Raw genomic sequence first — 25,465 nt, forward strand, 5'->3', positions numbered from 1 at the left:
CAACCTCACCATGGGCCCCGCACAGTGTACCGCACAGGCAATCACGCTCGCCGCCGCTACCGTGGACCACTATCCACCTAGCTTCGGATTAGTCGGAACAATGCTCGGACTCTGCGTACCTTTCATCATGAATATATTGGTCGGCTGATTCGGGAAATTGTTGGCGGGGTTGTGATTATACCCAACCACTCCGTCATATCGAAATATAACATTCCCACTCGGAAGTACGTTTAGCACGCGGACGTTACCAGATTTGTAGGCGTCGAATACCTCTTGCGCTTCCTGCATTGACCTGAAATAGCTCTTCCCCGAGTACAGACGGTCGCCCATGATATGCCTACCTTGCCTCTGCAAACTCAACGCCGAACCGATTTGGGGGATAGATATTGTCACCCCCTTGCTGTTTGTCAGGAAACTCGGCGTCTTCATATTCTTGCCTAATGCTGCAGCACCGATGGCGATCCCACCATCGGCCGCCGCCGCCATAAATGCACATTTGACCCAATCAGGACATCCGTCTGCCTCATTGATGTTCATCGCGACAATCTGCGCCCATACCAGACAGTCATCGCCGTCGAGGTTGCTGGCGACGCATTGCGCATGAACCTCGTCGAGGACCGCTGGCCCTCCACCTTCTTCATACGCTTCCAACGCCATGTTCAGGCGAACCTGACCAGATGAGCGCCGCATATCGTCATCCGTGGAAACCGTGTTCGTGTAGTCGAGGTCGTCACGCTGCTTACGGCTCAGATGCTGCCCCTTGACAACGCCTTTCCTGACCAACTGGTCTTTGCTGTAGTGCCCGTTGATGTCAGCACCGTGTCCGCCGCCAATTGCCGGTGCTGATGGGTTGATCCCGCAGTCCCCGCGCCAGCCAACGCAATAGCCGGGCTTGTCTTCGGGCCGGAGTCCACTGGGATCGCTGAACGTGATGGGACTGTTGTTGGCGTAGCTGTAGCCGTTGATCTGCTGCGGACTGAAGAAGTCCGTGATCAGGTCGAGGGAGACGAACCGGCCCAGGTCGGCGTCGTAGTCGCGGGCGCCGAGATGAGTCAAGCCGGTTGCCTGATCGATCGTGCCGCCGACGAACCCGCGTTCACCGGGCAACTCACCGCTCATTCCACGCGGAGACCCGAACGGCGTCTGCCGACGCTGCTGGACCTTCGGCTCGGCGGTGTCGTCGGTGACGCTGATCGCGATCTGGGTCGTGCCCTGGTGGTCACCGGCCAGCCAGCTCAGCTTTCCACCAGTCCGCACCGCAACCATCGCGCCACCGTGGCTGTAGTAGCGGGTCGTCTTAGCGGTCCCGGACTGCTTGTCGACCCGGACCTCCTGATCACCCAGATACAGGGTCGTGCCGGTGGGATCCCGACGAATCAACCGCCCACCGTCGGCGTCGTAGAGAAAGCTGGTCTGCGAGCTCCCCTCGGTGACCGTGCTGAGCCGACTCTCCGTGTCCCAGTCCAGCATTTGCTGCGCCGTGGCGCCAGGGCGGGTCTTGGTGTTGCCGACCTGGTCGTACGTGTACTGGCTCGTGCCGGCGGAACCGGACGAGGTGACGGAGTTCAGGATGTGCGGTTTCGGGGTTCCGGGCGCGGCGTAGGTGTAGCGGCGGATGACATCGCCGGTGGCGTTGTGCTGGGTGTCCGTGGTGCGGTTACCGGACTTGTCGTAGGTGAAAGACTGCCAGTAGCGGGCCGGGCCACCCAACCCGCCCGTGGCCGGGTCGGTGCTGCACGGTTCGCTGGCCGGCGTCCAGGCTTCGGTCAGCCGTTGCAGGTAGTCGTAGCGGAAGCACTGGGTGTCGGCGGCTTGGTCGAGTGGGGTGTTGGCGATCGAGGTGATGGCGCCGGCGGGGTTGTAGGTGTAGTGGTTGTCGGCCTGCATAGGGTGGGCGACTTCGGCGTCGACGATGGTGCGGTCGAGCCGACGGGTGTTCGTGTCGTAGTAGGCCGACAGCCAGGCTCGGTGGCCGGTGACGCCGAGCTGGAGGCGCTGCAGTTCCCCGTACTTGGTGTAGTCGGACGCGGTGACGTATTCCTGGGTGCCGTTGTTGATCCCACCGCTGGTGGTGAGCGCATTGCCCAGGTCGTCGTGGACGTAGAGCATGCTTTCGACGGGGAGGTCTCCCGCTTTCGGGATGCTGGCGCCGCCCAGGGTGCCGTCTTCGGCGTAGGTGGTGTTCGTGACGTAGGTGCCGGCCAGCTGGGTGCCTTCGCTATCGGGGATAATGGTTCCCAAGATGGCAGGCTGGCCGAGCGGGCTGTACGCGTAGACCTTTTTGGTGTAGGCGTTGCCGTTGACCCAGCGGGTCGAAGACGCGGGCTGCCCGACGCCCTTGTAGGCGGTGTCGTAGGCCCATTCGGCGAGCTTGGTCCCGGTGGTGCTGCCCTGGTAGAGCCCCGTCCTGCGCCCGAGGTGGTCGTAGCTGTAGGCAAGCGTGACGTTGCGCGCGTCGGTGCTCGTGGCCAGCTGGTTGAGCTTGTCGTAGGTGTAGGTCGTGGTTCCGCGGTCAGGGTCGACGGCTTGGTTCAGCGAGCCGTGCAGGTCGTAGCCGTAGGACCAGTGGTTGCCGCTGGAGTCGGTGACACCGCCGAGCTTGCCTGCGGGGGTGTAGGCGTAGGTCGTTTCGTCGTAGTCACCGGTCGGCGTGGTGCCGTGGTACTGGCGGAGGTTACGAGTGTGGCCACGGGCGTCGGTGATCGTGGTGGTCGGGGTGCCGCCGCCGGGTGGGGTGATACTGATCCGGTCGCCGCCGTAGGTCGTGGTGGTGCGCCAGCGTTCGTTGGCGTCGGTCTTGTAGATGGCTGCGACGGGGCGTTCCGCGCCGTCGAACTCGGTGGTGGTGAAGCCGGGGATCTCGGTGTCGTCGGCGATCCACAGGTCGGTGTCGACCGGCTGGTCGTTGTAGAACGGCTGGGTCGTCTTGAATGTGCGGCCGTGGGAGTCGTAACGGGTGTCGACCAGCAGCCGGCCACCGCCGGGCACCGGGGTCTGGACCTGCCGGGTGCGGTAGAGGCTGTCGAGGATCGTGGTCGAGGTGGTGAAGTTGCCGTTGGGGCCGACCCGGGTGGTCGAGACGGCGCTGGGCCGGTCGTTGCGGATGTCGTAGGTGAACCGGGCGGTCCCTTGCGGTTTTGACGAGCGAGGGCGGTTCGGCGCCCAGACCTCAGTGGTGCGTCCCAGTGCGTCGTAAGTGGTCTCGGTGGCCCAGTTGTTGAGGTCGGTGACGGTTCGCGGTGTCCCCCACGCGGGCTCATAGACCCTGGTGGTCTTCTGGTTGAGCGCGTTGGTGAGCACCAGCTGGGTCACCGGCCCGCCGGTCGTCGGGGTGTAGGTGGACCTCGTTGTGTTGCCGTCCGCGTCGGTGACCGCGGTCGCGCGTCCGTGCACGTCGTAGGTGGTGGTGGCGACGGTCCGGTACCGCGGGGTGGCCCCGTCGTAGTGGTCGATTTCTTCGGCGAGGGTGATGTCACCCTTGGTCGGCGGGGTGCCGTTGGCTTGCGGCGTGCTGGGGGCCTGCGGGGTTCCGTCGCCGCGCGTGTCGTAGGAGGCGAGGGTGTCGGACACCGTGTCGCGCGGGTACTGCGGGGTTTGGCCGCAGTTGACGGCGGTGGTCTCGACACGCGAAGCGAACTGCATCAGCCACAGCGCGGTGTTCTGCGCGTAGGTCGTGGTCGTGCACTGGTCGTCGTCGGCGACGTTGATGTCACCGAGGTCGTTGACCTTGGTCGGCAACCCGTATTGGTCGTAGTCGGTGGTGACCTTGGTCGTGCGCCATCCGCCGGCGGCGAGTGCGGTGAAGGTGCGTTCGGTTCCGGCGTGCACGAGGTAGGCGTTGAACGGTCCCCGGGTGGCGGTGGGGCCGGTCCAGCTCGGATCCGTGATGGACTTGCTGACTACTGGCCCGTTCTCGCCGTTCTTCGTCACGCTTTCGAAGGAGAAGCCACGCAGCCAGTCTTCGTCGGCATGGCTACCTCCCTCACTGTCGGACAGCGTGACCGTGCGGGTTTTGTCGTCGGGGAGCTTGTCCCCGTTCATGCCGCGGTAGTAGCGGCTCTCGGCGTAGCTGGTGGGGCCGGTGAGGTCGTCGGGCTTGCCGGTGCGGACGATGACCCGGTCAAAACCGCGGAAGTCGTCCCAGGTCTTCTTGTCCTCGGGTGTGAACTCGGACGTGCTGAAGTGCCACGCCGCACCGTCGGGGTACTCGTAGCTGGTGACCTGCTCGGAACTGGAGCTGATCCGATCGGACTGGACGACCGAGGCGACGACGTACTTGTTGAAGTAGTCGGTGCGTTCGGCGTAGTTGCGTTTCGCCCACGTCGCCGGGTAGCACCGCTTGGTGTTCTTCTCCGGCTTGTCCGGCAACGCCCCAGGACCGCAGTCGGGTGCCGCGTAGTTGATGGTCGTGACGCCACCGGATTCGGACACGATGGCCGAGAGCCGGTAGCGGTTGAGCGGGCCGATGCCGTCGGACACGTCGCCCTTGTCGGCCCGGTTGGCCAGCTTCTTGCCCTCGAACGTGACGGCGGGCAGCGCGATCGGGGTGCCGACGAGGCCGGCGTGGGTGATGCTCTTCAGCCAGAGCGCAGCTTTCTCACCGTCACCGGGGTCCGGGAAGGACTGCTCGAGCGTCCAGCTGTCGACGTCGGCGTAGCCGGTGCCGTTGCGGACCTTGGTCGTGATCTTGGCGAGCCGTTTGGTGGACCAGAATGTCGGGGAGTAATGGTCCTTGCAGTTGGTCGCTCCGCAACGCTCAGCGAGCGGGACGTCCGGCCAGTTCTCCGGATGGTCGAAATTGCACAGGTTGCTGCCGGGCACACAGCGATCCGCAGTCTCGAAAACGACCTTGCCCGACGCCGGCGCGGTGTCGTTCTGGCGCAGCCCGTACTGGACCTCTTTGAGGGTTCCGCCGCGGACATAGGACACCGGTGTGTCCTTGACGTTCTGGCCGTAGGTCCCGGTCTCGACTTCGTAGGTGTAGAGGATCATGTTGCCGTGCCGGTCGATGACCTTGTCCAGGTTCCACCGGTAGCCCTGCACGCACGAGGAGTTGGCGAAAACGTCGTCGCCCGCGTGGCACGGCTCGCCTGCGTCGTCGCCGTAGACCGGCACGGTCCAGGTCGAATTCGCCCCTGAGGTGACGCCGAAGAAGTATTGGGTCCCGTCCAGCGTGGTGATTTTCCACGCCTCGCCGTCGTGGGCGCCGTTTCCTGCGCCGGTGAGGTGTTCGATGCGGGCACCGTTGTCGGATTTCTGGCGCCAGACCTTCTTGTCGGTGTCGTGAATCAGGGGGCCACCGCTGCCGTTGTAGGAGGCCGTGGCGTTGTCGCTCTTCCAGCACAGGTCACCCACCTGCGGTGGCGTTGTTCCGCCTTCTTTGTCGTCGACACACGAGCCGTAGGTGCGTTCGATGAAGCCGGGGTTGAGCTCCCAGCCGTCGCCGATCCAGGAGGCTTGGTTGTTCGTCACGCTGGTGCGCCCGTCGATCTCGGCCGAGTTGTAACCGAGCGCGAGATCAGGTACCAGTCCGCCGGCAGCCGGCGGCACGCGCAACGGATAGGACCAGGTGAAGTCGCCGGTCTGTTCCGATACATCCCAGGTCGCCGCGGGCGACAACGAGGTCGCCTTGCTGGTTCCTCCGCCGTCCGGCGTAGTCGATCCGCTGCTTTGGTTACCGCTCAGAGCGTGCACACTGGCGTCGTCGGGAGCCCGTGGGGTCATGGTCTGTTTGGTGACGGGTGTGGATGGCGTTTGCGGCAGCGGGACGCTGGGACCGCCGGCGGCATCCGCGATGCCGGTTGCGCTGACCATTGTCATCACCAAGGTGCAGGTCAACGCCATGGTGAGCGTTCTCGGACGGCTGAAGGCGGCCGGTCGCATCGTTCCTCCAGGGACGGTGAAAGGTCGGGATGAGTCCGGAGCAGGACTCGGGGGTGCGGTCCTACGACCGATCAGCCCGGAGGTGCTGGGAACGCCGGCGTTACGTCGGGCAGCGTCGTCAGGGTGTAACCAAGAACGGTGTCGACCGTGCCGCCGTAGCAGTCGGATGAGTTCGCGGTGATGGTGTCGACACCGGGAAAGACACAGCGGTAGAGGGGCTGACCGGCCATCCCGTTCGGTGGTGCGGTCCAGATTTCACCGATCGTGCCGAGCACGGTCTTTCCGTCGCAGGTGGCGTCGGTGGAGAGGAACTTGTCGAAGTCGTTGGCGCAGCTGAGCAAGGGCCGGGTGCCGGGTTGGGAGACCAGGGGCAGGTAGCCCTGGAACACCGTGGCCGTGTAGCCAGGCAACCCACCGCCTGTGGTGGCCATCCGATCCAACGCCCGGTTGTTGTCGGATGCGGACAACGCCGCATAGGCGATGGTGTAGCCGAGGATGACCTCGCGTGTCGCGCCACCACAGTCCGGCTGCCGGCTGTCGAACCGCTCCGCGCCGGTGTTGCAGCGGTAGATCGCGGCGCTGGGGAGGTTGCTCGGTTGCTGGGTGAACACCTTGCCGATGGGGCCGTTGACGGTCTTGCCTTCGCAGGCGTTGTCGGTCGAAGTGAATCCATCAGCGCCGTCTTGGCACGAGTAGAGCGTCGTGGTGCTGGCACTGTCCCCGCTGACGAGCATGCCGAGCGTCTCTTCGACGTGGTAGCCGGTCAAGGCCGGGCCATCGGTGGCACCGGTGTAGTGCTCACCGGCTCCGTTGACGTACCGGCCGAGCTGGCCGGCAGCGACCGTGGGCCACGTAGCGTTCTTCGCGATCGAAGCCTCGGTGAGGACGCCGTAGCTGCTGGACACCTCGTCGATGCTGCCGGGGAAGAAGTCCGCGGCCACGCCGTTCAGCAGGTCACGGCCGACGGTCAAACCGCTGGTCGCGGCCCACGGTGACACGTTGGCACGAGAACCACCGAGCTGTCCGTCGACGTACAGCCGAAGTTGCCCGGCACCTTCGTCGTAAACCCCTGTCAGGTGCGTCCACCGGTTGAGCACCGGAGTCTGGAACGAAGCGGCGTAGGCGAACGGGGAAGAGTCCTGGTCCGCCGCCGGCGTGCCGAACACCCAGCGGTTGAGCTCAGGCCGGTACTGCAGGACGAACCCGCTCATCCGGGCCCCGTCTTGGCCGAGGACGGTCGCGACCTTGTCCGTGCGCGACAACTTCGCCCAGGCCGACACGCTGAAGCTCGCGGTCATCGGTACTCCGACGCCAGGTGTCTTCGCTTGCCCGGTGGTGCCGTCGAGCTGCAGCCCCTTTCCGCTGATCCCGGCAGCCGACGTGACGCCGCCGGAGAGGACCGCGTCGTTGTGCCGCCACGAATAGTCCTTGCCTGTTCCGGCATCGAAGTGCCAATCCCCTGCCGGTGCTTCGACGACATCCCCCGTCACCTTGCGGACCTCACCGTCGCTCAGTGCTCGTCCGAACACCCGGACGTCGTCGATCGGGCCGGGGAAGAACCCCGTGTCGAAGCCGTTCCACTTGCCACTTCCCAGCGTGAACGGGCCGGTGACGCCGGCCAAGGTGACACCGACCTGGACCGTGGTAAGCGCGCCGTTGACGTAGAGCTTGATGACGTGCTGCGCCGCGTCGTAGCTCATCGCGAGATGGGTCCACTCATTCGTGACCACCGCGACGTTCGACACAACGGCCGTGACGGCCGGGTTGTTTTGATCGGACTGCGGGATCACTACGGCCCACTTGCGCAATGTGCCGTTGTACTGCACCTGGAACCCGCTGACCGCCGCGCCGCTCTGACCGAAAACGGTGTAGTTGGCGCCGTCCGCCTTGGACAGAACCGTCCAGGCGGAGATCGAGAAGCTCTGGCCGGTGTTGACGACCTGCCCGGACGTGACGGCATGCCCGGTGACGCCGTCCAGCCAGGCTCCGCCGCCGCTGCGGCCTCCGGCCCATCGATAGCCTCCGCTCAGGACGGCGTCATGGCCTTGACCACTCATGTCCTGAACCCGCGCTGCGCCGACGTTCTGATCGAAGTCCCACTTCGCGACGTTCGCGGTCGGCAAGGTGGCCGGGCTCGTATCCAGAGCCGGATACGAGCCGTAGAGCGAGGAGATGTGATCGCGGTCCAAGGTGCCCGCGTAGAGGCGGACATCGTCGATGGAGCCGGGCCAGAACTGCGCTGCCTGACCCGCTTCTTTCCCCCGCCCGAAGGCGGCGCCGCCGGTGGCCTGCCAAGCCGTGTTCACGGTGCCGTCACCGACCCGCTCGCCGTCCACGTACAGCCACGTTTTGCGGGACTGCTTGTCGTAGACGCCGGTCAGGTGCGTCCACGTGTTGATCTCAGCGGACAAGGTCGACACGGCCGCCCTTGTCACGACGGCGGTGTCGCTGTCGGACTCGGCCATCTCGAACACCCACTTGCCACAGGCGTTCGAGTCGCCTGGCATGCCGTCGAAACAGAACGCGCTCATGTCATCCGCGACGTGCCCGAGGCGGAACTTGCTGGCCCGGCTGCCATCGACGCTGACCGCGGTGAACTTCGATACCACGTCGCTCTTGCGGTCGAGGTACACCCACGCCGAAACGGTGAAGCTGTCGTCGGTGCGCAGGTCGACGCCGGCGGTGGAGACGGCACCGGTACTGCCGTCGAGCTTCGCTGCGTTGCCGACCCGGCCTGGCATCAGCTTCGCCCCGGCGTTAAGTGTGCCGGGCCGCGCGCCGATGGAGTCGGCGGTGTTGGTGCCGCTCGATTCGTCGAACTGCCAGTCGTGCACCAGGGCGAGGTCGCGGCCGGACATGGCGCGAATCTCGTCGGTGAACAGGGCGCGGCTGTAGACCTTGATGTCATCGGCCGCACCGACCAGCTGGTTGGCCCAGGTGCCGGCCCACTTCGCGCGGCCGATGTCGAACTCGCCGGTGGCGTTCCACGGCGTGCTCATCACCCCTGTCGCCGAGAGCGTGCCGTTGACGAACAGCTGCATCTCGCCCGTGGAAGCGTTGTAGGTCGCGGCGAGGTGGGTCCACACCCCGGTCTGGACCGGCTGCGCCGACCGCACCCGGGGCGTCGAGGACGGGGAGTCGGCATCGCTGCCGTTCATGCCGAACGCCCACCGGTCGTCGGTGGACCCGCTGTAACCGAGGGTGAACGCAGGGGCCCGGGTGCCGTTCTGGCTGGCGACCGCACCCCAGTCCGCGGTCTTGCTGCCCAGCTTGACCCAGGCGGTGACCGAGAAGCTTTTCCCGGTGTCGACGGCCGGAGCTGAGCTGATGTAGCCAATGGAGCCGTTGAAGCTCGCGGCGAGGTCGCTGGGGTCCGGGTTGTTGGTCTGGCCCGGCGCCCAGTCCACGCGGCCGTTCACCGTGCCGTTCTTTCCGTTGCCGGAAGCGTCCTGGGTGTTGCCGTCGAGTTTCCAGGTCGCGGCGGTGACGTTGTTCTGCGCGACGATGCCCTGGATTTCGTTGGCGGCCAGAGGACGGGTGTAGGCGCGGACCTCGTCGATGTCGCCTGTCCAGAAGCCTGTGGCGGCACCGTATTGCCCGCGGCCGATCACGAACGGGCCGTTCGCCGTCCACGGTGTCGCGGGCGCGGCCGCGGTGGCGGCTTGGACACCGTTGACGTACAGGGTGATGGTCTTGGCCGTGCTGTTGTAAACGCCGGTCAGGTGTGTCCACACCCCGACCTGGACGGTACTCGCCGCCGACCGCGCTTCGACAGGTGTGCTGCCGGTTGCGTCGGACGAATTCATTCCGAAGATCCACGAGCCGTTGGCCTGTTTGAGGTACAGGCCACTGACGTTCTTCCCGTCCTGGGCGATGGCGGCCATGTCCGCGATCTTGGTGGGCTTGACCCACACTCCGACGGTGAAGCTCTGATCGGTCCGCAGCGCCGGACCCGAGGTCGCGGCGTAGCCGCGGGTACCGTCGAATCGGACCGCACCATTGACGGCTCCGGCCTGTGTGAATGTCGCGCCCGGCTGCAGGACCGCCATTTCGCCGCCCGCAGTCGCGTTGCGGGCGGTCGTACCGCCGGTTTCGTCGAAGTTCCAGTATCCGCTGGTGACGTTGTCGCGAGTAACGATCGATTTGACCTCGGCGTCGTTCAGCGCGCGGTCGTAGGCGCGGACCTCGTCAGCCGCGCCGGACAGGTAGCCGCCGCCGATCGCACGGCCGACGGCGAACTCGCCGGCCGCCGCCCACGGCGTGGTCCAGGGCTGTGTTCCAGCGAGATCACCGTTGACGTACAGCCTGATCTGCCCGGCCGCAGCGTCGTACACGCCAGCCAGGTGCGTCCATGTTCCAACCTGGGCCGGCTCGGTCGACAACACAGTGGTCGTCGCCGCGGATGGGTTATCCGAGGTCCGCAGCGTGAAGGCCCATTTGTCGATGCCGCTGCCGGGGTAGCCGAGGGCGACCATCGAGGCGGTTGTGCCGTTCTGGCTCAGCAGTACCGACCAATCGCCGGACTTCCGGGCGAGATTGACCCACCCGGCGAAGGTAAAGCTGGTCCCGGTGCTTGCCGAGACGGGGGCGGTGACGTAGTCGGCGGCGCCGTCGAGGCGGACCGCGGAGCCGATCGCGCCCGGAGTGTAGGCCGGGTTGCCGTGCAGGGTCGCATCACGGAACCCGAGCGTTGCGGTGTCCTTGGTGTTCCCGTCGAACGACCACTGGGCCAGCGGTCCGTTCCCTGCCCGTACGTAGAAGTGGTACACCCTGTTCGGACTGCGGTGACCTGCTCGATCGACGCTTTGCACGAAGAGGTCCCGCGGCCCGTCACCGGGCGGAGTCAGCTTCACCGATGCCTTGCCGCCCAGTGCATCGGCGTCGACCGATGTCGTCGGCGGGTCGTTCCAGCCGTACAAGAAGTGATCGACGTCGGTGACACCATTGGCGCCGAAGGTGAACGTGTCGGGCACGCCCACCCCGCCGTGCCACAGATTGTCTTCGCGGTACAGCGGGGCCGACACGACCGGCGGCTTGTCGACGCCCACTTGGTCGACGATGAACGGACCTGGCCCATTGCGCCAGTCGCCACCGTCGCGGCCGTCGCTCGCCCACGCCGTCCAGGTGACCCGCTGGCCGTCTCGGCTGCGCAAATCCACATCGGTGCTGAAGTAAGCCCCCGAGGCCTGGTTCGGGCCTACGTCGCGATGGTCGGTGCTGGGGCCGCCGTAGATATCCCAGATGGGATGGAGCTGGTCATTACCGTCCGGGTCCGACAGCCGGGTCAGCAGCCGGATCGAGTTGTCCGCCACGTACGGGACACCGCCACACCAGCGGCACGGCGCCAGCAACGGCGGGTCCGTCTTCATGTCGTACGGCGGGTTCGGGCGAGTGTTGTACCAGACCCGCAGGAACGTGCTCGGCACATCGAACCTACGCCAGTCGCGAGACTCCGACTCGTTCGCCGCGCGCATGAAGTAGGTCGAGACGCCGCCGGGGTTGATGTTGCCCGCCTGCGGACTGAATCGGACGCTCTGGGAGCCCCCGCAGCTGTCACCGCCGCTGACCCCGGCGTCCGCCACCCAATGCCCGGAGGGCATGTTGTTCCAGCTGGTGTCCCAGCCCAGCCCCCAGTCGGCGTAGTACAGCTGGTGAGTTGCGGTGGAGCACTGTGGACCGTGCACCACGGTGGTGTCGAAGGCCGTGCTCGTGATCGCGCGGCCGGCCAGGAAACTGGTGTCGAACTGGAAGTACGTGCGGGCGATTCCGATGCCGTTGCAGCTAGAGCCGTAGCACTTCCCGGATTTCGCCCAGGCGTCGCCGTCGTGCGTGCCGTTGACATAGTTGTCTTTGGGATAGCCGGAGAACACTTTCGCCCACATCGACTGGTTCCACGACTTCATGTCCGGGTCGACCACGACGGGGAACCGGGTCGCCGGGTTCTTCAGCATCGCCATGTCCGGCTTCAACCGCAGCGTCGAGCCGTTCACCGTGACGCCCACACGAGTCGAGGCCACCTCCGGACCACGGGAATCCCACATCGACGCCGACGGCGACACGAACACCGATTTCCCGGCATCGTCGAGTGCGTGGAGCCGCCCTTCGGCATCGGTCTCCACACGAAGGCCATCTGTTTTGAGGGTGAAAGCAATGTCCCGCAACGCGGGATTGTCCGCCGCCGCCTTGTCCCGGACGACCAGGTGCTGTTCGTATCCGTCGACCTGTGCCCGCATCACCAGGTCCACACCGGGCAGCACATCACGATACGTGGCGGCACCGTCCTGGAGAGAAGGTTTGGGCAACCGCCCCGGCCACGACAAGCTCATACGCTTGCCATCCCGCGCGAACTCGACCAGCGGTGCGTCACCACCGGCCGAGAACGCGAGATCTCCGACCGTCGCTCGAGGACGGATCAGCCCGCCTTCCACGGGCTTGAGGGTCGCGTCGACCGGCACCCACTTGTCACCACGTCGTACCCGTGTCGGCACGGTGGACAGCTCAGCAGCCAATAGCCCGTTCGGCTCAGCGAGCACCCGCTTGGTCTCGGTGGTCAGATTCGCCACCTCCACCCGCGTCCCCTGCCGGCGCGCGGCCGCGAACGCCGCAGCCTCATCCGGAGCCGACACGACCGGAGCGGCGGCCGGAGCAGCCGGCTCACTGCTTGTCACGATCACCAGCACACCGGTCAGAACAACCACGACCAGGCAAAACGCGCGCAGCTTCAAGCCACGCGTCAGCACCCGACGCACCACGGCAGAGGACCCCCTCGGTCCGGTCGACGCGCGTCCCCGACGCCACGCAACCACAAAGTAAGGAGAACAATTCACGATCACCAAGGCATAGCAAAAGCCACCAACTGGGTGATCGATCACATGTTCGAGTTACCGAGAACATAATTCCACGAGTTTTGTCCCTTTTGTCCGATGATTAACATCGGATCCGCCATCTTGGAGGCCACCGTTACGCCGTGAGCGGGCTGGCGAGACCGGCACACGCGGGCTCCGCCCACAGCGCCGCCCAAGCCGGCATTCCCAAACAAAGAACCAACTTGAAGAAGTGCCCGAAACCAAACAGAAAGATCGAAGCTGCGAAGATCCCAGATCAGCGTGACCGCCGACAGAACCGGATCACGTCCCTCGCCAGGACTCAACACAGCAACCACCCGGACCCGAGACGTCCGCGATTGACCTGCACGGATACCTCAACAGGATTCAGCACCCACGTGCCCGAGAGGTCTCGCACACGTCGACAGAACGCGGCAGAGTCCGACACAAGTGATGGCCGGTGACCAGCCGAGCAGGGCTTGTCCGACATCACTCGGCACCGCCCGACACCCCAAAACGCGTCTCTTAACCAGCGGGTTCGGGGTTCGAGTCCCTGATGGCGCACCCCACTGAATCGAAGCCCACCTGCGGGTTCCTCGCTCATGAGGATCTTGCCGGTGGGCTTTGGTCGTGGTTGGGGCCGCGTTGTCGGCCGTTGTTCTTGGCGTTCTTGTTGCAGGCATGGCGTCCTTTGCCTCGGTGGCGTTGTTTCCCGTTCCCCCGGCGGAAGCGGCAGCACCATGGCTCAGGTGATGCGGTCGCGGCGCACGCGCGCCAGCTGGTCGACCTCGACGACGGCCGGCAACGCGGCCCGAGCTGCGCCGGCGGGTCGGCGGCGTCAGCGACACGCCCTGACCGACCTCGCTCGCGGCGCCACCTCCGCACTGCGGCACCTGCCGGACGGGCCGCACAGCAGGCCGTCGGCGGATCAGCCGTCGTCTCCGGGGCCGCGCACGGCGATAGGCTGTGGGTAACCGTCCGGAACGGGGGATGTCTCTTGGGCGCCAAGGACCTGGTGACCGTGACCGGGCTGGCGTTGCTCGACTCGCTCAACATCTCGCTGATCCTCGGCACGGTCCACCTGATGCTGAGCAACAAGCGCCCGATACCCAAGGTCCTCGTCTTCGCCGGCGTGTTCTACGCCGTTTACGTGGCGGCCGGGGTGATCCAGCTGGGCGTCGGCGTCCTGTTGTTCCTCTACGGCATCTTCGCGAAGACCGAACGCCGGGAAATCCCGGTGGCGACGAGTTATCCCGCCACCGTTGCCCTCGCCTGCACCGTGGCCGCGGTGGAGGTCGTGACCGCGCTCCCGTACCTCGCCGCGATCTCCGTCGTCAGCCAGAGCGGGCTCGGCTTTCCCGCCCGCGTACTGGTTCTCCTCGGCTACAACCTCCGCCGAGAAACGGAAAACGAAGAACGACCGGAAGGGCTGTTGTGCATCGTGGCGGGCTTCTACATCACCGGTGACGCGCTGACCCAGCTCGAGTTCTTCGGTCTCGTGGAGCTCACCGACGAGCAGCGGAGACAGATCCACGGTTACTGAGCCGGGGCAGCGCTCATCGCACCGTCACCACCAGGACGAACAGCGCACCGTCGGATCGGGGTACACCGAGCCGCAGACGCGGAACTGGTAGCTGGGGGCCGTCGTCATTGCCGGTGTTGTCGCCGAGGCGCCGGTGCGGTTGTTGGGGAACGGGCCGCATTGGAGCCACGGTGACACCGGGCCGCCCGCCCAGTCCATCCAGAAGCGGTCGCTGCCTGCCGGGGACGTCTTGCCCGCGAGGTGTGCCCAGCCGCGCTGCTTTCCGTCGACCGTTGCGTAGTACAGCGTGAAGTACACCGGGTTCGTCTCCGCGTTGACCACGAAGCCGGTGGCGTACATGCCCGTCGAACTGTCCGGCATGTCGCGGAACCCGTTGGTGCCGCCGGTGCACTGGCCCGCCGTCGCACTGGCGACCCCCGCCGGTCCGGCGACCACCGCGCCGAGGGCGAGGGACACCACGGCGGCCGCGGTGAAGAGCTTCCTCATTTTCTTTCCTTTCCGGATCAGCCGTAGTCGCGGTGCGGGACGGTGCCGTCGGAGCAGAACACCATGCCGGACGGATTCGTGTCCGCCGGATCCGCCAGTGCCATTCCCCACGGGTTGCCTTCCTGGTCCCCGCGCGGTGGCTGCTCCCCCTGCTGCTGCCGGTTGCAGAACCCCCATTGGGTCTGCCGCGGCGGCAGCGCCGTGAAGTTGCCGTAGTTGCCGCTCACCACCGGATCGGCCGACGTGCGGGCCGACCCGTCCAGGTTCATCGCCTGGCCGTCGCGGTAGAGGTACTGGCTCGGCATGAAACTGTTCAACGCCACCGGTGTCGACGCGTTCACCTGGCGCAGCGACAGGTCCGCGCAGGAGGCGAAGTGCAGCTCCTGGTGGATCGGCGACGCGTGCGCGAACGGCGAACCCAGCGCCGGGTCCGGGTCGAAGAACAGGTTGTACGCGTCCAGCGCCGTCTGGGCGACCCCGTGCGGGATGTTCTTCAGGTCGCGGCCGGCCTTCACCTGGTTCGCCCACCGCGCCACCTGGGACGTCAGGTAGTCGCTGGCGAGCGCGGTCCGCAGCGCGATCGCCCCGCCGCCGGCGCCGTGCGCGACGACGCAGTCGACCGTCCCGCCCGCCGCACCCGGCAGCTGGACCAGCTGCGGAGCCGCGCCGCCGAATCGGTAGGCACGGGCGTTGAGGACGCCGTGCTCGTTGCCGTTGACGTGCGTCACCCGGTGGTTGTGCTCGTTCGCGTCCACCAGGTCGAACTGCAGGTCCGGTGGCGCGATGCCGTAGTCGCGGTGCAGCGCCCCGAACAGGGCCACCAGCCACGGCGGGAGGTGGGTGTTCGCCGTGCGGTGCCGGTAGTCGACGTCCTCCGAGCCCGGCACGATCCGCCCGTCGTCCCCGCGCAGGAACGACACCGTCGCCTGGGTGCGGATCTTGTACCCGAGGTCGTCGTTCAGGAACCAGTCGGGCAGGTAGGCCGACGACGGCCGCTTGTCGACGGAGTTGGCGAAGCCCAGCCACTGCGGGATGCTCTTGCCCCGCGGGTGGTTCACCGGGTCGGTGCCCGCCTGGACCACGTTGTCGCGCCACGCGGTGAACACGTCCTTGGTCGCGGCCCGGACGCACTGGTCGTTCGCCACCTCGCCGCAGACCGGCTTGGCGGCGACCTGACCGGTCAGGTCCATCGCCCAGTCGTAGATCGTCTGGCGGCTCTGCAGCTTGCCCGCGATCCAGGTGGCCGGAATCAGGGTGTCCAGGTTCTGGTTCTCGTCGAAGTAGGCGACGTTGTCGACCTTGTCCTCGAGGTAGGTGCCCTGCACCGGGACCAGGGCGAGCGCGTCCCACGCCACCGTGCCGACATCGGCGGCGGTGTCGGACTTGGTGATGTTGGCGAGCTCCACAGTGGACCCCGGGCCGAGCACGTGCACGCCGAGCGACTTCCAGTGGTTGAAGTGCTCGTGCTGGTTGACCACCCGCTCGGCGACGGTCCCGTTGGCGTTCTTGATCTTGTACACCGCACTGCCCGCCGACGCGCCCGCCGTCGGGATGTGCGCGCGGACCATGTAGGTGCCGTTCGCGCCGAGGTTCGGCCGCCAGGTGCCGGTCACGCGCTTGGCGGGTTCGCTCGCCAGCGCGTTGCCCGCGAACCAGGTGTGCGCCCCCAGCCCGCTCGCCACCTGGTGGAAGTTGATCTCGGAGATCGGCATGCCCGCCGCCGTCTTGCCGAAGTCCAGGGTGAACGAGCCGCCGGACGTCCAGTCGACGCCGCCGCAGAAGATGTTCTGGTTCGGGGAGCTCAGCTCGTCGACGATGATCGTGCCGGTGGGCAACCCCTTCGCGCAGGCCGGTGGCCACGGGTTGTCGCCCGGGGGCTCGGGATCACCCGCGCGGCTGACGTAGGCCGAGGCCGCGCACACCTTGGCGCAGTCGGCCTGCATGGTCACCGGGGCGTGCCACCAGCAGTGGAACGCGAGGTCGCCGTCGGTGTAGCCGCAGCGCTTGGCGGTGTCCGGGTTGCAGTTGTTGCTGCTGGTGCACAGCAGCTTGCGATCGGGGTAGGTGATCGTGCCGCTGCTGGTGTTGCCGGGGCTCTTCAGCGCCGGGCGGTAGGCGTCGACGCCCTGGTAGTCCTTGATCGGCGTCTCGGTCCAGCCGAGCACCCGCTCCTGGTAGGGCCACTCCCACGGCCGTGCCGCGTCGGCGTAGCTCTGCCGCAGGAAGACCGTGCGGCCTTCGCGGTAGGAGTCGTTGTTGGGGTTGTTCGTCCAGCCGAGGCCCCAGTTCCCCGCCCGGTCGGTGCACGCCGGGCTCGGCGTGCAGCCCGAGGTGTTGCCGGTGGCCGGGCTCGGCTGGATCCCGGAGTTGTACGCCCAGAGCGCGAAGTACCAGTTCTCCACCAGCTCCGGGTTGCTGTTGTTCATCCGGATGCCCATGTCCTGGAGCGTGTTCCACTTCTCGGCCAGGATCTGCATGCCCGCCGAGATGTTCTCGGCGTAGTCGACGGCGATCTTCGCCTTGCCGTTCGGCGAGATGCTGGTGTCGGCCGCGCTCATGCCGGTGGTCACCTGGGCGATGCCGTAGCCGCAGTCGGCGTTGTCGTAGTCGATGGTGTCGAGCCCGCCCTTGGCGCCGTAGTAGTCGCCGATCAGCGGGTTGCCGCCCGACCCGGGCAGCGCGCGCCAGGTGGCGTGCTTGTAGGCGCTTTCCTGCGCCAGCACGCCGTTCATCACCACCGGCGGGACCCGGCCGCCGCCCGGTTTCAGCGCGGGCACGGTGAAGTCGGAGCTGGGGCTGTACGCCGGCAACCCGGTCTTCCGGTAGTCGGCGGGCCGCGACGGGAGGGAGTTGAGCGTCGCGAGGTCCACGGCCCAGGCCGCCTGCCGGGCGATCGGGCCGTAGACCTGGCGGTTCGGCGCGTTGCGGGGGACCGCGCACTTGGGCGTGGTGAAGTTGCCTTCCGCGGTCCGCGCGCCCGACGCGGTCACCCGCTGGGCCGGCACCCCGGTGCCCACCTTGGCGCCGGGGGTGAGCTGGACCCCGGTGCGGAGGGTCTCCCCGGTGCCGAGCCAGACCAGCGCGGCGTCGCTGCCGGCCTCGTCGTGGTGGCCGCGCTTGTCCGACACCGCCCGCGGCAGGTCGGTGAGCGCCAGTTTCCCTTCGGCGCTGACGTCGCGGACCCGCATCTCGGTACCGGGCGCCGGTTCGGCTTTCGGCTTGGCGGCGGCGAGGCCGGTGCGCGCCGCCTGCCCGGTGCCGAGCAGCTTGGCGGCACCGGAGACCGGCGCGAGGAGCTGCGCGGCCGGGTCCACGGCGGCGGCCTGCTCGGTGAGCCTGCGGTCACCGAGGTCCAGCGCGCGCAGCACGGTGCGCTCCCCCGCCCGCTCGGCGAACTCGAGCAGCCTGCCCCGCACGCCGGCGAGCTCGACGCCGCCACTGGCTTCGTGGACGACTTCGGCGCGCTCGGGCCGGGCCGCCGTGACACGCACGATCTGGTTGCCGCGGCGCAGGAACGTCTGCCCGCCGTCGAGCACCGGGTCGACGAACTGGCCGTCGAGCCGGGCGACCTGGCTGGTCTTCGCGCTCGCCGGGTCGATCGCGTACACCCCGGTCTTCGTGCTTTCGGTGTCGCTGTAGGACAGCACGGCCGCCCGGCCGTCGCGACCGCAGCGCAGGCTGGCGCTGTTGATCGCGGCACCGGTGGCGACCGGTTTGACCGCGCCGTCGGCCAGCGCGACCGAGTAGACCAGGCCGCCGCCGGCGAGGTACTTCGGCTTGTTCGCCGCGCGGGCGGTGATGAGGCTCACCACGACGTGCGTGCGGTCGCTGGTCAGGCAGTACTGGCCGAGCCACGTGTCGTCCGCGTCGAACGGCTTGACGGTGGCCAGCGGTTGAAAGGCGTACGACGCGTTTTCCCGGCCGGCGAAGAGGTGGAAGCCTTCTTCGTCCCCGGTTCCGGTGACCAGCACGTCGTCACCGTCCGGCCAGGACGGCTCCAGCTTGCTCAGCCGGTCCAGCACGTGCGACTGGCTGTCGCGCGGCTCCGCCGGCTTCTCGTGCCCGGGGCCGTGCGCCTCGGCCGCGGCAGGCGCGACCACCATCGCCGCCGCGGCCAGCGCCGCCACGGCGGCCGCCTTCGCTCTTCTCACGCTCGCTTGCCTTTCACGCCGCCCCGCCCTACCAGCGAAGACCGATGTTGGACGGGCCCTGCGGGCCCTCCACCTTGGCCGTGTAGTGACCGGTGGGGTAGTTGACGCAGGTGACCGACCGGGGCGGGTCCTCGGCGCGGAACCGGTCGGTGCAGACGTAGCCGCGGGGGCCGCTCACCGTCCACCGGGCCTCACCGCTGCCGTGCACGTCGAAGTCGACGTGGAAGGTGGTCGTCCCCTGGATGTCCGCTCCGAGCTCGCAGGAGGGGGTGGAGCAGTCGGCGCTCTTGCCGCCCGCGCTCGCCACCTGCGGGAACACCACACAGGCGGTCACCGCGACGACGGCCGGGAGTGCGGCACGGAGGAATTTCGCGCGCATGTCCTCAGCTCCCCGTCGGGTTGTCGAGCCAGCGCAGGCCGATCGTCACCGGGCCCGCCGGCCCGGTCACCCGCGCGTGGTAGCGGCCCTTCGGCGACCAGCTGCGCAGCCAGGAGCCCGGCCCGGCGGCCGCGTCGAAGTCCTGCACGTGGTACCAGTTCTCCTCCAGGCTCCACAGTTCCCAGCGCCCGGTGCCGGTCCCGTGCACGTCGGCGTCGATGGACAGGCCACCGCCCTGGTAGCCGGACACGTAGAGGTCGCAGACCGTGTCCTGGCAGGTGGTGGAGAACGCCGCGGCCGACGCGGCCTGCGGGGTGAGGGCGGCGGCGGACGCGGCGAGCACGCCGACGACCACGCCCCGGGTCAACATCTTGGGCATTCGGTTCCCCTTGGTGAGTTGGTCAGGCGAGGAAGTACGCGCAGTTGACGATGGCGTCGGTGGCGCTGCTGGCCGGCTGGTACCGGGCACCCGGCGGGTAGTCCTGGATGCGGTACAGGTTCCCGTTTTCCCATTCGGCGGTGCACATCGCGACGTCGGTGGCGTTGGTGAACTGCGTCAGCCCCTGCTGGTGCACGTCGGCGGGCAGGTCCCGGTACCACTGGTAGTCGAAGGTGTAGGCGGCACTGCGGCTGCTCACGATGTACTTCCCGGTGTCCGCGGCGGCCGTGCCGGGCAGGCAGGCCAGCGCGGCACCGACGGCGACGGCGACGGCCGCGCAGTGCACGGCCTTCACCAGCGGAGACCGATGTTCGACGGCCCCTGCGGCCCTTCGACGCCCGCCGAGTACCGGCCGGCGGGTGCGTTGAAGCACAGCCAGGATCCCGGCCCCCACACGGCTTCGAAGGTGCCGCTGCAGTAGTAGCCGTTCGGTCCCCACACCTGCCAGCGCGACTTCCCGTCGCCGTGCACGTCGGCGTCGACCGAGAGCGTTCCGCCGGGGAACCCGTCGACCTGCACGACGGAGCAGTAGCTCTGCGGGCAGTCTGCGTGCTTCGGTTCGGCCATCGCCGCGGGGGAGGTCAGCACGAGCGCGGTGCCGGCGACCGTGGTCGCGATCACACCGCGCAGCACGGACTTGCGCATGGAATTCTCCTCGAAGGATGTCGGTGACGCGGCGATCTTGAAGGAGCGGCTGACCGAAAGGCAACGGTTTCGGCCCTGCCTGAAACCGCTTGCCCGTGCTCACCCGCGGCGGCACGCTGGTGCGCCGAAACCCGGATCCGGAAAGAAAAGCGAGCAGACGCGCATGAAGACGAAACCGTTCCTCGGCAAGGCCGCGGCCGTGCTGGCCCTGCTCCTCACCGCGCTGGTGCTGCAGCCCGCGCAGGCCGGCGCCGCGACGGCCGCGCCGCGGACGCTCGCCGCCGCCTGCTCGCACGACGGCTGCCGGGGACTGGATCCGCAGTCCACCGGCTGCTCGGCCAGCGCCTACACCTACGACTCCTTCACGGCGCACTGGGGCGACCTCGTCGAAATCCGGCACAGCACGGACTGCGGGGCCTACTGGGCCCGCGTCACCGCGAACTCGGACAACCGGCCGTACCGCACGGCGGCCCAGTCCGGGCGGGACAACGGCACCGTCGTCTACGAACAGGTCGTCAGCGGGAACTGCTGGCCCAACGGAACGGGCACGCCCTGCGCCGCGGTGTGGACGCCGATGATCGCCGGCCCGCTGATCCGTGTCTGCCACAACGCCGACGTGCTGGAGTGCACCCGCTGGTACGTCGTCAGCATGGGCTGACGGCCGGTCAGGCGCGGCACAGGGGCCCTTTCTCGGATCCGCGAGGAAGGGCCCCTTTTCAGCGTCCGCCGAAAGCCGGCCGAAGCGGTCACCATGCACGGGTGTGTGGCGGCTGTATGGCGGCGGCCGCCATAGTCGGCGGGCACCAGGGGGAACCGGGGGGGACGATGCTGCGCATCCATTTCGAGGCCGACGACCTCGCCCGCACGCGGATTCTGGAAGAGCCGGATCCGCTGTGGGAGACACTGCTGAGCCTGCACCAGCTGCAGGGTGGGGCCGGACAGGCCGTGTTCGGGGACTGGCGCTCGTCGGTCCGGTCCCGGCTGGACCGGTCCGCGGGGATGCTCTTCGCGCTGGCGCCGCCGCGCGGCTACTCCGTGGACTTCCTCACCCCGGTGGTCGGGACGGACGGGCTCGACAGCGGGATCGACGGTGTGCTGAGCACCCCGCGCTCGGTGTTCCGGGCCGATCTCACCGCGCTCGCCGCCGAGCGGCGGCCACCGGCCTGGGCTCCCGCGCTCGCGGAGGGACGCCTGGACGTGCTGCGCAAGCTCGGCCACTCGATCCGGCAGTACTTCTCGGTCGCGCTCGCCTCGTCCTGGTCGGCGATCACCGGCCTGGTGCGCGCCGACCGCCTGCAGCGCGGCCACACGATGCTGAGCCACGGCGTCGAAGGGATGCTCGCGACGCTCCACCCCACCGTCCGGTGGCGGTCGCCGGTGCTCGAGGTGGCCTACCCGGTCGACCAGGAACTGCACCTCGGCGGCCGCGGGCTGCTGCTGGTGCCGTCGATGTTCTGCTGGCAGTCGCCGGTGACGCTGCTGGACCCCGGGCGCCAGCCGGTGCTGGTGTACCCGGTCGGCCGGCGGCCCGGCTGGTTCGGCGGCGCGCCGAACCGGTCGGCGGAGCAGCTGCTGGGCCGGACCCGCGCCGCGGTGCTGGAGGCCATCTGCGAGCTGCCCGCGCCGACGACGTCCGAGCTCGCGACCGAGCTGGGCGTCTCCCCGGCGAGCGCCAGCCAGCACGCGACCGTGCTGCGCGAGTCGGGTCTCATCACGACCGACCGGACCGGCGGTGCGGCCCGGCACCGGCCGACCGGGTTCGGCTCGGCCCTGCTCACGATCGGGGCGGGGGAACCGGTGCCGCCGGCGCGCACGGCTGCGGCGCCCTGGTCGCCGCGAGCAGCGTACGCACTCTGACCATGACGGTGCCGGCGTCGGTGTCGCGCACGAGCGCCTCGGCCTCGTGCGCGCACGCGCGGGCGGCTTCGGGTCCGGCGCGCGCCAGCCGGATCCGGCCGAGGACGACCCAGGCGTCGGCCTCGCCGAGCCGGTACCCGGCCCGGCGCAGCTCCTCGATCGCCTGCCCGGCGTACGCCTCGGCCGCGGCGCTGTCGCCGTGGTCGAGGGCCGCTGCGGCCAGGCGGAGCCGGGCCAGCTCGGCCAGCGGGCGGAAGCCGCCCCGCTCGGCGAGGCGCAGGGCGTCCGCGGCCTGGGCGAGCGCCTGCCCGGGTTCGACGACCGAGAGCCCGATCGCGGCGATGATCTCGCCGCGGCGGTACCCGATCGCCCCGGCCTGCTGCCGGGTCTCGAGGTAGCAGCCCCGCGCCGAATCGGTTTCCCCGGCGAGCCGGTGGACGTGGCCCAGCTCGCTCAGCGCGTCGGTCTCGAACCGCCGGTTGCCCGCCTCCCGCGCGACCGCGATCGCCTGGACCGCGCAGGCACGAGCCGCCGCGTCGCCGGTGATCCGGTGCACCGCGGCCAGCCGGACCAGCGCGTCCGCCTCGTCGTCACGCGAACCCAGCTCGCGCAGGCAGGCGAGGGCTTCGGTGAGCACCTCCCGCGCCCGGCGGAGCTGCCCGGTCGCGCGGTAGCCGTAGCCGAGGTTGCACTGGGCGATGGCGGCCGCGTGCGCGGAGCCGACGCTGCGGCAGATCGCGAACGCCCGCTCGTTGTGCCGGATCCCGTCGGCGAGGTCCCCGTGGTCGAGCAGGGCCGCGCCCAGGTTGATCAGGCTGTTGGCCACCTGCGCCTCGGTGCCGCGCTCCTCGGCCGCGGCGAGGGCCGCGGTGAAGTGCTCGATCGCCGCTTCGAGCTGCCCGAGGTCGAGGTGCACGGCGCCGAACGCCTGCAGCACCGAGTCGGCGCCGTCGAGCGCGCCCGCGGCGAGGTAGCACTCGCGGGCCGCGCCCAGCTCGGCGAGCGCCTGCCGGTAGTTCCCGCGGCCCCAGGCCAGCACCCCGAGGCTGTGCCGCATGGCGCCGGCCGCCTGCCGGTCCCCGGCCTGCTCCGCGGCGGCGAGGCCGGCGGTGGCGGCCGCCTCCCACTCGGCGTCGAGCCGGTGGGAATGGAAGAACCCGCGCAGGACGTCGGCGAGCCGCCAGGCGACCGCCGCGGGCCCGTGCCCGGCGGCCCAGCGGATGGCGGCCAGCAGGTTCGGGTGCTCCGCGAGCAGCCATTGCCGCGCTTCGCCCGGCGCGAACGGTGTGCCGGCGGTCTCGGCGGAGCGGTCGTCCGGCAGCCGCCGGAAGTCCGGGTACAACGCCTGCGCGGCACGGTCCGCGGTCTGCAGGTAGTGCTCGAACAGCCGGCCCAGCGCGTCGTCCCGCGTCTGCTCCTTCAGGTCCTCCGCCGCCCGCCCCGCGGCGTACGCCCGCAGCAGGTCGTGCATCCCGAACCGGTCGGCGCCGCGCGGCTGCACGAGGTGGCTCGCGACCAGCTCACGCAGCAGGTCGGCGGCGCCGGCGACGTCGGTGCCGGCCAGCGCCGCGGCACCGGCGACGCTGATCTCGGCCCCGGGCACGGAGCCGAGCAGGCAGAAGAACTCCCCGGCCGCGTCCGACACCCCGTCGTAGGAGAAGTCGAGGGTGCGCCGCAGGCCCAGCCGCTCGTCGCCGGCGACCTTCAGCTTGGCCAGCAGGTCGCCGCCGGTCAGCTCCGCGAAGTAGCCGGCCAGGGGCTGGTCGGGCCAGTGCAGCAGGTTCGCCGCGACGATCCGCAGGGCCAGCGGCAGGCCGGCGCACAGCGTCGCCAGCTGCCGGGCCGTGTCCTCCTCGGCCGCGACACGCTCCGGGCCGAGGACGTCGGCCAGCAGCGCGACCGAGTCGTCGGCGGACAGCTCCGGCAGCGGCAGGACGCGGGTGTCGACGGTGGCGGTCAGCCCGGCCAGCCGGTCGCGGCTGGTGATCAGCACCGCCGAGCCCGGGCTGCCGGGCAGCAGCGCCCGCACCTGCTCGGGCGTGGCGACGTTGTCCAGGACGACCAGCACCCGGCGGTCGGCGAGGATCGAGCGGTAGAGCGCCGCCGCGTCCGCCTGCTCGGTCGGCACCTGGCCGGGCCGGACGCCGAGGGCGTGCAGGAACCCGGTCAGCACCTGCAGCGCGGGCAGGGCGGGCGCCGGCGCGTAGCCCTGCAGGTCGGCGAACAGCTGCCCGTCCGGGAAGTGCGGCGCGGCCCGGTGCGCCCACCGCACGGCCAGCGTCGTCTTCCCGACCCCGGCCGGCCCGGTCAGCACGACCGCGGCCGGGCGGGCCCCCGCCGCGCCGGCCAGTTCGTCCAAAGTGGAGAGCAGGGCGGCGCGGCCCACGACGGTGGCCACGTTCGACGGAAGCTGCCGCGGCCGGACCGCGGCGTCCCGGACCGGCTCCGGCGGCGCCTCGATGGCCGGGTCGGCGGTGAGGATCGCGTGCTGCATCCGGCGCAGCGCGGACCCGGGCTCGACGCCCAGCTCGTCGGCGAGCACCTGCCGGGCCCGCTGGTAGGCCGCCAGCGCCTCGTCGGTCCGGCCGCCGCGGTGCAGGGCCAGCATGAGCAGTTCCCACGGCCGTTCCCGCAGCGGGTACTGCCCGGTCAGCGCGCGCAGCTCGGCGGTCGCGACGGCGTGGCAGCCCAGGTCGAGCCAGGCGTGCGCCCGGTGCTCGGTGGCGCGCACGCGGGTTTCCTCGAGCCGCTGGACGTCGGGGTGCAGCGCCTCCGGCAGCTCCAGCCCGCTCAGCACCGGGCCGCGCCACAGGGCGAGGGCGGCGCTCAGGTGCTCCATCGCGGCGGCGGGGGCGCCGGCGGCCAGCTCGTCGGCGCCGCGGCCGGCGAGCTCGGTGAACCGGCCGAGGTCGGACTCGCCTTCGTCCACGCGGAGCCGGTAGCCGCCCGGTCCGGTCTGCAGGCGCTCGGCCCCGGCGACGTCCGGGGTGGCCAGCACCCGCCGCAGTTCGGTGACGTAGGACTGGAGGTTCGCGACGGCCGAGGCGGGTGGCTGCTCGCCCCACAGGTGGTCGACGAGGGTCGCGGTCGGCACCACGGAGTTCGCCCGGAACACCAGCAACGCCAGCAGCAGCCGCGGCTTGCGCCGGGTGATGGGCAGCACCGTCCCCGCGCCGTCGTACACCTCCAGCGGTCCGAGGACGCCGAACCTGTAGCCGCTCACCGTTCTGTCCTCCCGAAGCCGGCGTGATCACACAG

General features: G+C 69.1%; 12 protein-coding genes. 3 read left to right on the plus strand and 9 right to left on the minus strand.

Annotated features, from left to right (window positions below; genetic code table 11):
• Window positions 1-69: 69 nt before the first annotated feature.
• Both BLW76_RS38540 and BLW76_RS38545 read right to left on the minus strand, forming a co-directional pair.
• Window positions 70-5,814 carry an RHS repeat-associated core domain-containing protein gene (locus BLW76_RS38540; RefSeq protein ID WP_167384874.1) on the minus strand — a complete coding sequence of 1,915 codons (5,745 nt, stop codon included), beginning with the start codon at window positions 5,812-5,814 and terminating at the stop codon, window positions 70-72.
• Window positions 5,815-5,954: 140 nt separating this feature from the next.
• Complete coding sequence (locus BLW76_RS38545; protein WP_143060766.1) at window positions 5,955-12,623, minus strand: LamG domain-containing protein; 6,669 nt, start codon at window positions 12,621-12,623, stop codon at window positions 5,955-5,957.
• A gap of 1,081 nt (window positions 12,624-13,704) precedes the next feature.
• Between BLW76_RS38545 and BLW76_RS38550 the strand changes: the two genes are divergently transcribed.
• Window positions 13,705-14,250, plus strand: coding sequence for a sulfite exporter TauE/SafE family protein (locus tag BLW76_RS38550; protein ID WP_091316852.1), 546 nt, complete (start codon window positions 13,705-13,707; stop codon window positions 14,248-14,250).
• Window positions 14,251-14,274: 24 nt separating this feature from the next.
• Here the strand turns inward: BLW76_RS38550 and BLW76_RS38555 are convergent, their stop codons facing one another.
• From BLW76_RS38555 to BLW76_RS38580, 6 genes are read right to left on the minus strand one after another with little or no spacing between them, the layout of a single operon-like run.
• A complete protein-coding gene (locus BLW76_RS38555; protein ID WP_091316853.1) occupies window positions 14,275-14,736 on the minus strand; it encodes a hypothetical protein in 462 nt (153 codons plus the stop codon).
• A 17-nt stretch (window positions 14,737-14,753) separates the two neighbouring features.
• Window positions 14,754-18,887, minus strand: coding sequence for a golvesin C-terminal-like domain-containing protein (locus BLW76_RS49005; protein WP_167384875.1), 4,134 nt, complete (start codon window positions 18,885-18,887; stop codon window positions 14,754-14,756).
• A gap of 28 nt (window positions 18,888-18,915) precedes the next feature.
• Window positions 18,916-19,266 (minus strand): hypothetical protein, encoded by a 351-nt coding sequence (locus BLW76_RS38565; protein WP_091316857.1) that lies wholly within the window; start codon window positions 19,264-19,266, stop codon window positions 18,916-18,918.
• A 4-nt stretch (window positions 19,267-19,270) separates the two neighbouring features.
• Window positions 19,271-19,645 carry a hypothetical protein gene (locus tag BLW76_RS38570; RefSeq protein WP_091316858.1) on the minus strand — a complete coding sequence of 125 codons (375 nt, stop codon included), beginning with the start codon at window positions 19,643-19,645 and terminating at the stop codon, window positions 19,271-19,273.
• A 22-nt stretch (window positions 19,646-19,667) separates the two neighbouring features.
• Entirely contained in the window at window positions 19,668-20,000 is a 333-nt protein-coding gene (locus BLW76_RS38575) for a hypothetical protein (RefSeq protein ID WP_091316860.1), read from the minus strand.
• Window positions 19,997-20,350: a hypothetical protein gene (locus BLW76_RS38580; RefSeq protein WP_091316862.1), complete on the minus strand. Its 354-nt coding sequence runs from the start codon at window positions 20,348-20,350 to the stop codon at window positions 19,997-19,999. Before BLW76_RS38580 ends, BLW76_RS38575 begins: the two co-directional genes overlap by 4 nt.
• 163 nt (window positions 20,351-20,513) lie before the next feature.
• On the opposite strand from BLW76_RS38580, the gene BLW76_RS38585 reads away from it, so the two are divergent.
• Both BLW76_RS38585 and BLW76_RS38590 read left to right on the plus strand, forming a co-directional pair.
• Complete coding sequence (locus tag BLW76_RS38585) at window positions 20,514-21,008, plus strand: DUF2690 domain-containing protein (RefSeq protein WP_167384876.1); 495 nt, start codon at window positions 20,514-20,516, stop codon at window positions 21,006-21,008.
• Between the two features lie 167 nt (window positions 21,009-21,175).
• Window positions 21,176-22,207, plus strand: coding sequence for a winged helix-turn-helix domain-containing protein (locus BLW76_RS38590; RefSeq protein WP_091316865.1), 1,032 nt, complete (start codon window positions 21,176-21,178; stop codon window positions 22,205-22,207).
• On the opposite strand, the gene BLW76_RS38595 is transcribed toward BLW76_RS38590, so the two are convergent.
• On the minus strand, window positions 22,125-25,430 hold the full coding sequence (locus BLW76_RS38595; RefSeq protein WP_091316866.1) for an AfsR/SARP family transcriptional regulator: 3,306 nt from the start codon (window positions 25,428-25,430) through the stop codon (window positions 22,125-22,127). The genes BLW76_RS38590 and BLW76_RS38595 overlap by 83 nt on opposite strands.
• Window positions 25,431-25,465 lie beyond the last annotated feature (35 nt).

The organism is Amycolatopsis tolypomycina (assembly GCF_900105945.1).
GTDB lineage: Bacteria > Actinomycetota > Actinomycetes > Mycobacteriales > Pseudonocardiaceae > Amycolatopsis > Amycolatopsis tolypomycina.

Bases quoted from the DNA above. Each gene is read 5' to 3' on its own strand.
- BLW76_RS38540 (WP_167384874.1), bottom strand. From the start codon at position 5,814: ATGGTCAGCGCAACCGGCATCGCGGATGCCGCCGGCGGTCCCAGCGTC.
- BLW76_RS38555 (WP_091316853.1), bottom strand. From the start codon at position 14,736: ATGAGGAAGCTCTTCACCGCGGCCGCCGTGGTGTCCCTCGCCCTCGGC.
- BLW76_RS38565 (WP_091316857.1), bottom strand. From the start codon at position 19,266: ATGCGCGCGAAATTCCTCCGTGCCGCACTCCCGGCCGTCGTCGCGGTG.
- BLW76_RS38570 (WP_091316858.1), bottom strand. From the start codon at position 19,645: ATGCCCAAGATGTTGACCCGGGGCGTGGTCGTCGGCGTGCTCGCCGCG.
- BLW76_RS38580 (WP_091316862.1), bottom strand. From the start codon at position 20,350: ATGCGCAAGTCCGTGCTGCGCGGTGTGATCGCGACCACGGTCGCCGGC.
- BLW76_RS38585 (WP_167384876.1), top strand. From the start codon at position 20,514: ATGAAGACGAAACCGTTCCTCGGCAAGGCCGCGGCCGTGCTGGCCCTG.
- BLW76_RS38590 (WP_091316865.1), top strand. From the start codon at position 21,176: ATGCTGCGCATCCATTTCGAGGCCGACGACCTCGCCCGCACGCGGATT.